The 12,110-nt window shown below is 71.6% G+C and carries 11 protein-coding genes; 5 read left to right on the top strand and 6 right to left on the bottom strand.

Features of this window, described 5'->3' with window-relative positions:
- Positions 1-155: 155 nt before the first annotated feature.
- Genes V7Z97_RS13700 through V7Z97_RS13690 form a run of 3 tightly spaced genes read right to left on the bottom strand, consistent with a single transcriptional unit; the run spans position 156 to position 2,931 of the window.
- Positions 156-1,121 (bottom strand): Vgb family protein, encoded by a 966-nt coding sequence (locus V7Z97_RS13700; RefSeq protein WP_334163990.1) that lies wholly within the window; start codon positions 1,119-1,121, stop codon positions 156-158.
- Between the two features lie 35 nt (positions 1,122-1,156).
- Positions 1,157-1,954: an enoyl-CoA hydratase/isomerase family protein gene (locus V7Z97_RS13695; RefSeq protein ID WP_334163989.1), complete on the bottom strand. Its 798-nt coding sequence runs from the start codon at positions 1,952-1,954 to the stop codon at positions 1,157-1,159.
- An 11-nt stretch (positions 1,955-1,965) separates the two neighbouring features.
- Complete coding sequence (locus tag V7Z97_RS13690) at positions 1,966-2,931, bottom strand: alpha/beta fold hydrolase (RefSeq protein ID WP_334163988.1); 966 nt, start codon at positions 2,929-2,931, stop codon at positions 1,966-1,968.
- Between the two features lie 116 nt (positions 2,932-3,047).
- Between V7Z97_RS13690 and V7Z97_RS13685 the strand changes: the two genes are divergently transcribed.
- Both V7Z97_RS13685 and V7Z97_RS13680 read left to right on the top strand, forming a co-directional pair.
- Positions 3,048-3,860: an enoyl-CoA hydratase/isomerase family protein gene (locus V7Z97_RS13685; RefSeq protein ID WP_334163987.1), complete on the top strand. Its 813-nt coding sequence runs from the start codon at positions 3,048-3,050 to the stop codon at positions 3,858-3,860.
- A gap of 2 nt (positions 3,861-3,862) precedes the next feature.
- Positions 3,863-4,630 carry an SDR family NAD(P)-dependent oxidoreductase gene (locus V7Z97_RS13680; RefSeq protein WP_334163986.1) on the top strand — a complete coding sequence of 256 codons (768 nt, stop codon included), beginning with the start codon at positions 3,863-3,865 and terminating at the stop codon, positions 4,628-4,630.
- Between the two features lie 3 nt (positions 4,631-4,633).
- Here V7Z97_RS13680 and V7Z97_RS13675 read toward each other — a convergent pair whose 3' ends face one another.
- A complete protein-coding gene (locus V7Z97_RS13675; protein WP_334163985.1) occupies positions 4,634-5,440 on the bottom strand; it encodes an enoyl-CoA hydratase/isomerase family protein in 807 nt (268 codons plus the stop codon).
- Positions 5,441-5,469: 29 nt separating this feature from the next.
- Positions 5,470-5,946, bottom strand: coding sequence for a hypothetical protein (locus tag V7Z97_RS13670; RefSeq protein ID WP_334163984.1), 477 nt, complete (start codon positions 5,944-5,946; stop codon positions 5,470-5,472).
- Positions 5,947-6,030: 84 nt separating this feature from the next.
- Between V7Z97_RS13670 and V7Z97_RS13665 the strand changes: the two genes are divergently transcribed.
- A complete protein-coding gene (locus V7Z97_RS13665) occupies positions 6,031-6,963 on the top strand; it encodes an aldo/keto reductase (RefSeq protein WP_334163983.1) in 933 nt (310 codons plus the stop codon).
- Positions 6,964-7,025: 62 nt separating this feature from the next.
- Positions 7,026-7,436 carry a YbaN family protein gene (locus V7Z97_RS13660; RefSeq protein WP_334163982.1) on the top strand — a complete coding sequence of 137 codons (411 nt, stop codon included), beginning with the start codon at positions 7,026-7,028 and terminating at the stop codon, positions 7,434-7,436.
- 1 nt (position 7,437) lies between these two features.
- On the opposite strand, the gene V7Z97_RS13655 is transcribed toward V7Z97_RS13660, so the two are convergent.
- Complete coding sequence (locus tag V7Z97_RS13655) at positions 7,438-8,850, bottom strand: NAD-dependent succinate-semialdehyde dehydrogenase (RefSeq protein WP_334163981.1); 1,413 nt, start codon at positions 8,848-8,850, stop codon at positions 7,438-7,440.
- Between the two features lie 269 nt (positions 8,851-9,119).
- Between V7Z97_RS13655 and V7Z97_RS13650 the strand changes: the two genes are divergently transcribed.
- Complete coding sequence (locus V7Z97_RS13650; RefSeq protein WP_334163980.1) at positions 9,120-12,101, top strand: TonB-dependent receptor; 2,982 nt, start codon at positions 9,120-9,122, stop codon at positions 12,099-12,101.
- Positions 12,102-12,110 lie beyond the last annotated feature (9 nt).

Here is a 12,110-nt window from a genome sequence, read left to right as displayed (position 1 = left end):
CCCGACGATCCCCGCGAGATTCGGCCCCGGCAGCCCGGTCTCCGCCGGATCGACGGAATGGCAGGAGAAGCACTTCTGGAACGCCCGCCGCCCGTCCGGCGCCGCTTCCGCAGCCGCCCCCCAGGCCAGCGCCAGCACGAGGACGGCCGCGCCCCTCACGAGGCCCCGTGGTCCACGACCACCAGCCGGTCGGTCGCGGATTCCGCGCCCCAGGCCTCGCCCTTGCGGCCGAGCATCTGGCGCACGCTGGCGCCGGGCCGGTCGCTGGGGAAGCTCTGGAATTTCTCCGTCGCAGGATCGAACCGCAGGATGGCGTTGGCGGCGAAGTCGGTGATCCAGACCTTGTCGGCCTCGTCCACCCAGACCGAATAGGTGCGCGGCTTATCCCCCGGCGGCATCCAGCTCTTCCAGGCGCCCGTCGCCGGGTCGTAGCGGGTGAGCTGGCCGGAGTTCCACTCGCTGATCCACAGCTTGCCGGTGCTGTCCGACCACACCCGGCGCGCGCCCTGCCCGGGCGTCGGCGGTTCGATGACGGTGGCGGCGCCGGTGTCCAGGTCCACCTTCGCCAGGTGGCTGCCGGCCAGCGAGACATAGTAGATCTCGCCCTTCGGCGTGGCGGTGATGCCGTAGGGTCCCCGCCCCTTCGGCGCCGGCCACACCTTCATGTCGCCGGTGGCGGGATCCAGCCGGCCGTAGATCCCGGTCTGGCCGGTGAACCAGATGCGGCCGCGGCCGTCGAAGGCGGCGGTGTTGAGGTTGGTGTAGCCGGTGTCCTCCGGCAGCTTCCAGACGCGGACGGCCTTCGACTTCGGGTCCACCCGGACGATGGCGTTCTGGCCGCCGTCGGTGATCCAGGCCGCGCTGTCCGGCCCGACAATGACGCCGTGCGGGGCCGAGCCTTCGCCCAACGGAATTTCCTCGGTCTTGCCGGTCTTGGGGTCCAGCACGCCGAGCTTTCCCGTCCGCTGGGCGGTGTACCAGACGGTCCCGTCCGGCGCGGCGGCCACGTCGTGCGGGTGGCCGCCCTTCGGCACCTCGTAGTAGCGGACGGTCTGGGCCGCCGAGGGACCGCACGCCGCGGCGCCGGCGGCCAGGAGGGCGATCAGCAGGAACCTGCGCATGGTGTCGTCTCCCCAGGAGTTTCCCGGAGCCTAGCTCACCCCTCGCGCGGCGCGTAGGCCGGGCGGCGCTTTTCCAGGAAGGCCTTCACCCCCTCGCCGAAGTCGCCGTCGGAGGAGGCGAGGATCTGGTTGCGGTCCTCCAGCGCGATCACCGCCTCCAGGCCGCCCGCGTCGATGGCGTGGTTCAGCGCCTCCTTGGTCAGCCGCAGGCCGAGCGGCGTGGCGTGCAGCATGTCGTCGACGAACCCCTGGGCGGTCGCCGCCAGCTCCTCGGCGGGCACGATCTGGCTTACCAGGCCCAGCTCGCGCGCCCGCTCGGCGGTGATGAACCGGCCGGTCAGCATGTATTCGGCGGCCACCGAGCTCCCCACCATCCTGGGCAGGAAGTAGCTCACTCCGATGTCGCAGGCCGACAGCCCGATGCGGATGAAGGCGGCGTTCATCCGCGCCGAGGGCGTGGCGATCCGCACGTCAGAGGCCAGGGCCAGGGCGAAGCCGCCGCCCGCGGCCGCGCCGTCCACGCAGGCCACGATCGGCTGCGGGCAGCGGCGCATGGCGATGACGATCTCGCTGATCTTCCGCTGGGCGGTCAGCCCCGCCCCGATGGAGCGCGCGCCCTGCGGCTCGGCCCGCTCCTTCAGGTCCAGCCCGGCGCAGAAGTTGGCGCCGGCCCCCTGCAGCACCACCACGCGCACGTCGCGCCGCCAGTAGAGGCCGGTGAAGAAGTCGCGCAGCTCGTCCACCAGGTTGCGGCTGAGCGCATTCAGCCGCTCGGGCCGGTTCATGGTCGCCCAGACGACCTCGCCGTCCTGCCGAAGCTCCAGGTCCGCCATGGTGATCTCCTTCAGAGGCTCTTCAGCCAGGGGATGAGGATCGCGTTCACCTCCTCCGGCCGTTCCTGCTGGGTCCAGTGGCCGCAGCCGGCCAGCACGTGAGCGCCGCGCAGGTCGGTGGCGTGCTCGCGCATCAGGGCGGCGGGGTCGGCGATGCGGCCGAAGCCGTTGAAGGCCGGGTCCCGGTCCCCGCCGATCAGCAGGGTAGGCATCTCCAGCTTGCGGTCCTTGAAGGCCTGCAGCCATTCGAAGTCCCGCTCGTGGTTGCGGTAGCGGTTGATCGGGCCGCGGAAGCCGGACTCGCGGAACTCGGCGACGTAGTAGTCCAGCTCGTTCTCCGTCAGCCAGGCCGGGAACGGGTCGGGGTCGATCATCCCCTCCAGCAGGGTCGCGTCGGCGGCCTTCTGCGGCCAGGCGCCGTCCGGCGCGTCGCCGCAGATGCCGTAGTAGAACTTGCGCAGGAAGCCGCGCACGTCGGCCTCCGCCTCGGCCTCCGGCGGCCCCACCTTCTGGAACCAGGCCTGGTAGAAGAAGCGGTTCCTCTGCGTGAACAGGGCGTCGAAGACCTCGGTGAACGGCCGGGCCGGCACGCCGGTGAAGGGCACCGACAGCCCGGCCGCCGCGGCGATCGCCTCGGGCCGGCTGAGCGCGGTGTTCCAGACGATCGGCGCGCCCCAGTCGTGGCCCACGAGTATGGCCGGCGCGTCGGGTTGCAGGGCCCTGGCCACCCCCGCCACGTCGGCGGTGAGGTGCTCCATGGCATAGGCCTCTATGGGATGCGGCTTGTCCGAGCCGCCGTAGCCGCGCACGTCGATGGCGCAGGCGGTGAAGCCGGCCTCCGCGATCGGCCCCATCTGGTGGCGCCAGGAGAACCAGCTCTCCGGGAAGCCGTGGACCAGCACCACCAGCGGCCCCTCGCCTTCTATGGCGCAGCGGATCCGGACCTCGCCGGCGTCGATGGTGCGGAACTCGGGCATGGGCGGCCTCCCGGGCCCATGCTTCTCCGCCCGCCCGGCGGTGGCAAGACTGACCCGGCGTCACCGTTGACCGCGGCCCCCGGGGGCGCATCGTTTGCGGAAAAGGGAGGAGGCGCATGGTCTCCATCGTGGAACGGACGGCCGGCTTCGAGGCGGTGCTGGTGGACCTGCGGGACCACGTGGCGACGATCACGCTCAACCGGCCGGAGCGGCGCAACGCCCTGAGCTGGCGCGCCTACGAGGAGCTGGAGGCGGCCTTCCGCGCCTGCTCGGCCGATCCCGAGGTGCGCTGCGTGGTCGTCACCGGCGCCGACCCGGCCTTCTGCTCCGGCGACGACGTGGGCGAGATCATGGCGGGGCCCAAGCCGGTCTCGAAGACGCCCCTGCCGGTCACCTACGCGCCGACGCCGGCCGCCATGGCCGCGCTGGAGTGCGACCGGCCGGTGATCGCCGCGGTGAACGGCGCCGCCGTGGGCTGGGGCATGGAGCTGGCCCTGTTCGCCGACATCCGGCTGGCCTCGGAGAAGGCGAAGTTCGGCGAGCTGTTCGTCAAGCGCGGCCTGGTCTGCGACGTCGGCGGCTTCTACCGCCTGCCGGCCGTGGTGGGCCCGGCCAAGGCCGCCGAGCTGCTGTTCACCGGCGAGGTGATCGACGCCGCCGAGGCCCTGCGCATCGGCCTGGTCACCGAGGTCCTGCCGCACGGCGAGCTGATGGCCCGCGCCCAGGCGATGGCGGGCAAGATCGCCGCCAACCCGCCGCTCGCCGTCCGCCACCTGAAGGCCGGGCTCTCGCGCTTCAGCTACGGCGACCCGCGCGAGATCGGCGCCTGGGCCATCGAGAAGATCCGCCTGCTCATGCAGACGCAGGACCACCGCGAGGGCGTCGCGAGCTTCCTCGAGAAGCGCGAGCCCCATTTCCAGGGACGCTGACCATGGCCCTCTCCCGCTCCGTCCAGGGCCTCACCGCCCTGATCACCGGCGCCGGCTCCGGCATGGGCCGCGCCACCGCCGAGGTGTTCGCCCGCGAGGGCGCCAACGTCGCCGTCACCGACCTCTCCGCCGACGCCGCCTGGGAGGCCGCCGACGCCCTGAAGTCCGAAGGACTCTCCGCCGAGGCCTGGGCGCTGGACGTCTCCGACGGCGACGCCATCGTCGAGGTGACACAGGCCACGGTGGCCCGCTTCGGCGGCCTGGACATCCTGGTCAACAACGCCGGCATCTCCGCCTTCGCGGCCATCGACGCCCCGGCCTACGACATCGTCTGGGAGCGGGCCTTCACCGTCCTGCTCACCGCCCACCAGAGGCTGGTGCGCGCGGCCCTGCCCCACCTGCGGGCCTCGAAGCATCCGCGGATCGTCAACATCGCCTCCACCGAGGCGCTCGGCGCCACGGCCCGCGACAGCCCCTATGCGGCGGCCAAGGCGGGCGTCACCGGCCTCACCCGCGCGCTGGCCGTGGAGCTCGGCAAGGAGGGGATCACGGTCAACTGCATCTGCCCGGGCCCGATCCTGACCGGCATGACCCAGGGGCTCTCGGAGGAGGACCGCCAGACCTTCGCCAACCGCCGCACGGCGCTGCGCCGCTACGGCGAACCCGAGGAAGTGGCGCACATGACGCTCAGCCTCTGCCTGCCGGCGGCCTCCTACATCACCGGCGCGGTGATCCCGGTCGACGGCGGCCTGATGGCCCGCAACGCCTGAGCCCTACTCCCCGGTGAACTTGCCCGGCCGCTTCTCGCGGAAGGCCGCGACGCCCTCACGGAAGTCGGCGCTCTTGGTGGCCAGCAGGTACTGGTCGCGGTCCATGTAGATGGAGGCCTGGGCGGTGGCCTGGGCGACCGCGTTCACCGCCTCCTTGGTCATCCGCACCGGCAGGGGCGGCAGCGCCGCGACCTTGTCGGCCCATGCCCGGGCGGCGGCCAGGGCCCCGCCGGTCTCCGCCACCTCGTCGGCGAGGCCCCAGTCGAGGCAGGTCGCCGCGTCGGCGGGCTCGCCGAACATCACGAACCGCTTGGCCCTCGCCGGCCCGGCCAGCGCCACAAGCCGGGGCAGCGTCCGCCAGCTCATGTTCATCCCGAGCGGAACCTCCGGCAGGCGCAGGTAGGCGCCCTCGCCCATCACCCGGAAGTCGCAGGCCACCGCCAGGGCCGCGGCCCCGCCGATGCAGTAGCCCTCGATGGCGACGATGGTGACCGCCTCGATCTCCTCCCAGGCGCGGCACATGTCGGGCCCGGCCATGACCGCGCGGCGGGACTCCATCAGCGTCTGGGCGACGCGGGCCTCGCTGGCCGACAGGTCCGCCCCGGCCGAGAAATAGGTCTCCGCCCCGGTCAGGATAACCGCGCGCACGTCGGTCCGCAGGCGCAGCAGGCGGGCCGCCTCGGTCAGATCCTCCATGAGCTCGCCGTTGAGCGCGTTGCGCGCCTCGGTGCGGGCCAGCGCCACCTCGACGATCTCGCCCTGCCGCGTTACGCGGATGCGCCGCCAGGCCTCTTCGAACAGCCGATCCATGCGTCCCTCCCCTTTCGCGGGAGGATAGCCTAGCGCAGCACCGGCCTCTGCACGCCTTCGTCGCGATCGCAGCGGGTGTCGCGCTCGCGCGCCTCAAGCGCCGTGGCGATGAGGGTCAGCGGCCGCCCGGGCATGCCGGTGGAGATCACCACGTTCAGGTGCCGCCGGGACGGCAGGTTGCAGAAGGTCTCCCGGGTGGCGAAGGCGCCGGCGTCCCATTTCGTACGCGCCGGGGTGAACCGCTCCCTGCGCTCGGAGACCGCCTTCAGCACCGCCTCGCGGACCATGGGCGGCTCGCCGGCGTTCACCTGGACGGTGCAGGCGTTGGGCTCGGTCTCGCGGACCACCTCCACGTCCTGGCCCTTCATGCTCGCCACAGGGGCGCCGTCGATCACCGCGTCCAGGCAGGCGCGCATGGCGGAGGCGGCCTCCTGCGCCGGCTCGGCCGCCGCGGGCGTTGCGGTCGCGGCGGCAAGGGCGAGCGCGCCCGCCAGAAGAAGTCTCAAGTGCGGCCTCCTGCGGAAATGAGCGTTGAGATGCCGATGGAAACGTGGCGCCCTGAGGGCGAGCCGCACAGGGGACGAAGGGCCATGCCGCTGAACCGCCGGGAAGTGCTCGTGGCGGGCCTCGCCCTGGCCGGCTGTTCGCCCGACGCCGCGCCGGCCCAGCCGCAAGGAACCGCCATGCCGCCGACCGGCCCGCTGCTGACCCGCAAGATCCCCGCCACCGGCGAGGCCCTGCCGGCCGTGGGGCTCGGGACCTGGCAGGCGTTCGACATCGGCCGCGGCGACGACTGGGACCAGGCGCGCGAGGGCGTCTCCGCCTTCGTCGAGGGCGGCGGAAAGGTGGTGGATTCCTCGCCCATGTACGGCCGGGCGGAAGCGGCGGTGGGGGAGATCGCCGCCGAGCTCGGCGTGCGGCCGAAGCTGTTCCTCGCCACCAAGGTCTGGACCACCGGCCGCGACGCCGGCATCGCCCAGATGGAGGCCTCGTTCGCCAAGCTGCGCACCGAGACGATCGACCTGATGCAGGTCCACAACCTCCTCGACCTCGACACCCACATGGCGACCCTGCGCGACTGGAAGGCGGCGGGCCGGCTCCGCTACATCGGCGCCACCCACTACACCGAGAGCGCCTATCCGGCCCTGGAGGCGGCCATGCGCCGACATCCGTTCGACGTCATCCAGATCAACGCCTCGGTGGCCGAGCGCGGGGCCGAGGCCCGCATCCTGCCGCTGGCGCAGGAGCTGGGCATGGGTGTGATCGTGAACCGGCCCTTCGCGGGGGGCGACCTCTTCGCCCGCGTGCGCCGCCTGCCGCTCCCCGCCTGGGCCGGCGAGTTGGGCTGCACGAGCTGGGCGCAGATCCTGCTCAAGTACGTGCTGGCCCATCCGGCGGTGACCTGCGCCATCCCCGGCACCCGCAACCCGCGCCACATCGCCGACAACCTGGGCGCGGCCACCGGCCCCCTGCCCGACGCCGCCCAGCGGGCGCGCATCCTGGAGGCCGTCCGCGCGGCCTGACGTCCCGGCCGGTCGGCCGCGCCTTGCCCGCCGCCGGTCGATCTGAGCACATGCGGCGCGTGATGGAACCCGCCTCCGACCCCGCCGGGCCCGACGGGCGCCGCCGCCCCGGCCGGGCGACGGTGCTGGCCTATCGCGTGCTGGGGGTCCTGGCCGTAGGGCTGGCGACGCTCGGCGTGTTCCTGCCGCTGCTGCCCACGACCATCTTCCTGATCGTCGCCGTCTGGGCCTTCGCCCGCGGCTCGCCCGAGCTGGCCGACCGGCTGCGCGCCCACCCGCGCTTCGGTCCGATCATCCGCGACTGGGAGGAGCGCCGCGCCATCCCCCGCCGGGCCAAGGTGCTGGCCGTGGGCATGATGGCCGGGAGCTGGACGGTGATCGTCTTCACCGCCCACAGCGTGCTGGTCGTGACCGGCGTCGGCGTGCTGCTGGTCGCGGTGGCGGGCTACGTGGTCACCCGCCCGAACGCCTGAGCTACTCCGGCCCGCCGGCCGCCAGCGTCGTCTCCGACACAAGCACGCTCTTGATGTTGACGAACTCCCGGATCCCGAAGGCCGCCAGCTCGCGTCCGTAGCCGGAGTGCTTCACCCCGCCGAACGGCAGGCGCACGTCGGAGCGGACGTTCTGGTTCACGAAGCTCATGCCCGCCTCCAGCGCGTCGGCCGCGATCCGCTCCCCGCGCGCCGGGTCGCCGGTCAGCACCCCGGAGCCCAGGCCGAAGGCGGAATTGTTGGCGAGCGCGATGGCCTCGGCCTCGTCCTTCGCCTCGACGATGGCGGCCACGGGACCGAACACCTCCTCGTCGAAGGCGGGATTGCCGGGCTTCACGCCCGTCAGCACCGTGGCGGGGTACCAGGCGCCGGGCCGGTCGGGGACCTCGCCGCCGGTGAGCAGCCGCGCCCCGGCGGCCACCGCCCGGGTGACCTGGTCGTGGACGTCGTCGCGGGCCTTCACGGCCTGCAGCGGGCCGAGCTTCGTCCCCTCGGCGCGAGGGTCTCCCAGGGCGTAGCCTTCCATCTCGGCCGTCAGCGCCCGTTCGAAGGCCTCGCGCACAGGGGCCAGCACGATGAACCGCTTGCCGGCGATGCAGCTCTGGCCGGCGTTCACCAGCCGCGCCGCGGCGGCGACCTTGGCGGCCTTCTCCGGGTCCACGTCGTCGAGCACGAGGTAGGCGTCGCTGCCGCCGAGCTCGAGGACGCACTTCTTCAGCACCGCGCCGGCCTGGGCCGCCACCGTCTTCCCCGCCTCGACGCTGCCGGTGAGGCTCACCGCGGCGATGGCGTCGTCCTCGATCAGGGCCTTCACGTCGCGGCTGGGGACGAGCACCGTACGGAAGACATCGGCCGGGAAGCCGGCCTCGCGGAACACGTCCTCGATGGCGAGCGCCGAGCCCGGAACGTTGGAGGCGTGCTTCAGGACCGCGGTGTTGCCGGCCATCAGGGTCGGGGCGGCGAAGCGGAAGGCCTGCCAGAAGGGGTAGTTCCAGGGCATCACCGCCAGGATGGTCCCGAGCGGCCGATAGACGACCTTCGCCCGGGGTCCGCCCATGTCCACCGGCTCGTCGGCCAGGAAGCGCTCGGCGTGTTCGGCGAAGAATTCGCAGCCGACCGCGCATTTCTCCACCTCGGCGCGGCCGTCGGCCAGGGTCTTGCCCATCTCGTCGCACATCAGGCCGGCGAACTCGTCCGTCCGGCGGCGAAGCACCGCAGCGGCTTGGCGCATCAGCCTGGCCCGCTCGCCGAAGGAGGTCCGGCGCCAGCCGTCGAACGCCGCGCGCGCCTGGCGGGCGACCGCCAGGGCCTCCGCCCCGGTCAGGCCCTCGTACCGGCGCCCGGGCTGGCCGGTGGCGGGGTTCACGGTCTGGAAGACGGGACGCTCGCCGGCCATGGAACTGCTCCTTCGTTGGGAGCCGTACCTAGGTATCCGCGGCGGCGGACCCAAGGCCGGCGGCTCGGGTGTGGCCGCCACGCCGCAGCCGAACACCGTTCGCAACGCCGCCCCAGCCCGGGGCTCTACCGTGCGCTTGATTTTCCGAAAGACGCCTCTAAGCTCCTTTGACACCGGTGTCAGCGCCCTCAGGGGCGGAAATGATACCGGTGTCACAAGCGCGGCGACGCGCGGGATCGGGGTCAGCCCCGGCCACGGAGGGAACAGACATGAAGCTCACTGCCGGATCTCGCCTGCGCACGCTCGCCTGCGGCGCCTCGCTCGCAGCCCTGGCCATGACGCTCGGAGGCGTCGCCCGGGCCCAGCCGGCGAGCGAGGTCGAGGAGGTCGTGGTCACCGGCTTCCGGGCCGCCATCGAGAGCGCGATCAACGTCAAGCGCAACGAGACGGCCGTGGTCGACGCCATCAAGGCCGAGGACATCGCCAAGTTCCCGGACAACAACCTGGCCGAGTCGCTGCAGCGGATCCCGGGCGTCGCCATCACCCGCTCGGCCGGCGAAGGGCGCAACATCACGGTGCGCGGCCTGGGTCCCGGCTCCACCCGGGTGCGGATCAACGGCATGGAGGCCCTGACCACCACCGGCGGCTCGGACGCCGACGGCGGCGCGAACCGCAACCGCCAGTTCGACTTCAACGTCTTCGCCTCCGAGCTCTTCAACAGCCTGGAAGTCCGCAAGACCCCCTCGGCCAATGTCGAGGAAGGCTCGCTCGGCGCCACCGTCGACCTGCGCACCTCGCGGCCGTTCGACTTCGGCGACGACCAGGTGCTCTCTCTGTCGGCCCAGTACGGCTACAACGACCTCTCCAAGAGCTGGGACCCGCGTTTCGCGGGCCTGGTCTCCAGGAAGTTCATGGACGACACCTTCGGCGTCCTGCTGTCGGTGGCCTACTCCGAGCGCGAGGTCCGCGAAGAGGGCTTCAACACCGTCCGCTGGGGCGAAGGGACCTCGAACGGCGGCTGGTGCAGCCCGCTCGGCTACGACACCAACGCCACCACCGCCGGCCAGCAGTTCAACCCGGGGGCCAACGCCGCCACCGGCGCCTCGGCCACCAACTGCTTCGCGGGCGACCCGCGCATCGCCGGCACGCCGGAAGCCATCGCCGCCTACCAGCGCGCCGCCGACCCCGGCAGCTGGCATCCGCGGATCCCGCGCTACGCGCGCCTGGACTACGACCAGAAGCGCCTGGGCGTCACCGGCGCCCTGCAGTGGAAGCCCACCGACCGCACGACCGTCAGCTTCGACTACCTCTATTCGGACTACAAATCCCACCGCCGGGAGAACTACCTGGAGGGCATCTCCTTCAGCCGCGGCGCGGGTTCGCCCGAGTTCGGCAAGGCGTTCATGATCCCCCGGGTCTTCGAGACCGACGAGAACGGCACCCTCACCTACGGCGTGTTCGACAACGTCGACATCCGCATCGAGAGCCGCGAGGACGAGCTGGAGACCATCTTCAGCCAGTACACCCTGAGCGGCAGCCACGAGTTCACTGACTATCTGAAGGTCTCGGGCTTCATCGGGACCTCGAAGTCGAGCTTCAAGAACCCGATCCAGACCACCATCACCTTCGACCGCGCCAACCAGGACGGCTGGACCTACGACGCCCGCAACAATCCCGAGACCCCGGACATCACCTGGGGCTTCGACATCACCGATCCGAACGCCTTCACCTTCACGAACGCCAACGCCAACGGCACGGTGCGGCCCAGCGAAGTCCGCCTGCGCCCGCAGTTCGTGCAGAACGCCTTCGACATCGCCGCCGGCGACGTCGAGTGGGATCTGAACGAGACCTTCAAGGTCCGCGCCGGCGGCGTCTGGAAGAAGTACGTCAACGACGGCCAGGAATACCGCCGCGCCTCGGAGTTCGCCCTGCCGGCCATGCCGTCCAGCGCGACCATGACCTCACTGTCGGAACAGCTCACCGGCTTCGGCAAGGGACTGGACGGCTATGGCGGCCCCACGGCCTGGGTGGTGCCGAACTTCCAGGCGGTGGCCGACGCCTACGGCATCTACTCCGAAAGCGGCGTGTTCGCCCTGCAGGGCATCCAGAACACCAACGCCCGCGGCAGCTTCCGGACGATCACCGAGGAGAGCCAGGCCGGCTACCTGCAGGTGGACTTCGACACCGACGTACTGCCCTGGCGGCTGCGCGGCGACGCGGGCGTCCGCTACGTCTCCACCGACATCACCGCCGAGGGCTACACCTTCGCCGGCGGCGCGCCGGTCCAGCTGACGGTGGAGAGCTCCTACGACAACTGGCTGCCGTCCGCGAACGTGGTGGCCGAGGTCACGCCCGACCTGCTGGTCCGCGTCGCCGCCGCCAAGGTGATGGTGCGTCCTGGCCTGGGCGCCCTGAACCCCGGCGGCACGCTGAACACCACCGGCAACCTGACCATCACCGCCGGCAACCCCACCCTGAAGCCGCAGAAGGCCGACACCTTCGACGCCTCGCTGGAGTGGTATCCGGGCGGCAATTCGCTGGTTGCGATCGGCTACTTCCGCAAGGAGTTCAAGACCGACTTCGCGACCCAGCGGCTGACGGCGCCGTTCAACACCTTCGGCCTGCCGGAATCCCTGCTGGCCGGCACCGGCCGCCAGCCGACCGACGAGGCAACCTTCACCACCACGATCAACGTGCCGGGCGGCAAGCCGCTGCAGGGCTTCGAGATCAACATCCAGCAGCCCTTCACCTTCCTGCCGGAGCAGTTCGGCCTGCCGGAGTGGACGGGCAACTTCGGGGCGCTGTTCAACTACACCCGCGTGAAGGGCACCCAGCTCTCCTGCGGCACGACCATCGTCAACGGCGTCTGCTCGATCCCGGTGGAGACCACCCGGACGAACGTCTCCAAGAACGCCTACAACGTCACGGTCTACTACGAGGACCAGAAGCTCAGCGCCCGCGCCTCGCTCGCGCACCGCAGCAAGTACATCTTCGCCGCGCCGTCGGGGAACTCGGGCAACCTCCTGAGCGCCGACCGGACCGAGTACCAGGACGCCGACCTGACGCCGGGCACGACCACCGTCGACGCCTCGGTGTCCTACCAGCTCACCGAGCAGCTGCGGGTCAGCCTGGAGGGCCTGAACCTCACCGACGAGCCGTTCAAGCAGTTCAACGACACCGTGGCCCAGCGCGTGTGGACCAACCACCACTACGGCCGCCAGTACTACATCGGTCTGCGCTACAGCTTCTGACGAGCTGAC

Source organism: Phenylobacterium sp. (assembly GCF_036821595.1).
In the GTDB taxonomy this organism is placed as follows: domain Bacteria; phylum Pseudomonadota; class Alphaproteobacteria; order Caulobacterales; family Caulobacteraceae; genus Phenylobacterium.
This window is presented reverse-complemented; position numbering and strand designations above follow the sequence as displayed.

Bases quoted from the DNA above. Each gene is read 5' to 3' on its own strand.
- V7Z97_RS13700 (WP_334163990.1), bottom strand. From the start codon at position 1,121: ATGCGCAGGTTCCTGCTGATCGCCCTCCTGGCCGCCGGCGCCGCGGCG.
- V7Z97_RS13695 (WP_334163989.1), bottom strand. From the start codon at position 1,954: ATGGCGGACCTGGAGCTTCGGCAGGACGGCGAGGTCGTCTGGGCGACC.
- V7Z97_RS13690 (WP_334163988.1), bottom strand. From the start codon at position 2,931: ATGCCCGAGTTCCGCACCATCGACGCCGGCGAGGTCCGGATCCGCTGC.
- V7Z97_RS13685 (WP_334163987.1), top strand. From the start codon at position 3,048: ATGGTCTCCATCGTGGAACGGACGGCCGGCTTCGAGGCGGTGCTGGTG.
- V7Z97_RS13680 (WP_334163986.1), top strand. From the start codon at position 3,863: ATGGCCCTCTCCCGCTCCGTCCAGGGCCTCACCGCCCTGATCACCGGC.
- V7Z97_RS13675 (WP_334163985.1), bottom strand. From the start codon at position 5,440: ATGGATCGGCTGTTCGAAGAGGCCTGGCGGCGCATCCGCGTAACGCGG.
- V7Z97_RS13665 (WP_334163983.1), top strand. From the start codon at position 6,031: ATGCCGCTGAACCGCCGGGAAGTGCTCGTGGCGGGCCTCGCCCTGGCC.
- V7Z97_RS13660 (WP_334163982.1), top strand. From the start codon at position 7,026: ATGGAACCCGCCTCCGACCCCGCCGGGCCCGACGGGCGCCGCCGCCCC.
- V7Z97_RS13655 (WP_334163981.1), bottom strand. From the start codon at position 8,850: ATGGCCGGCGAGCGTCCCGTCTTCCAGACCGTGAACCCCGCCACCGGC.
- V7Z97_RS13650 (WP_334163980.1), top strand. From the start codon at position 9,120: ATGAAGCTCACTGCCGGATCTCGCCTGCGCACGCTCGCCTGCGGCGCC.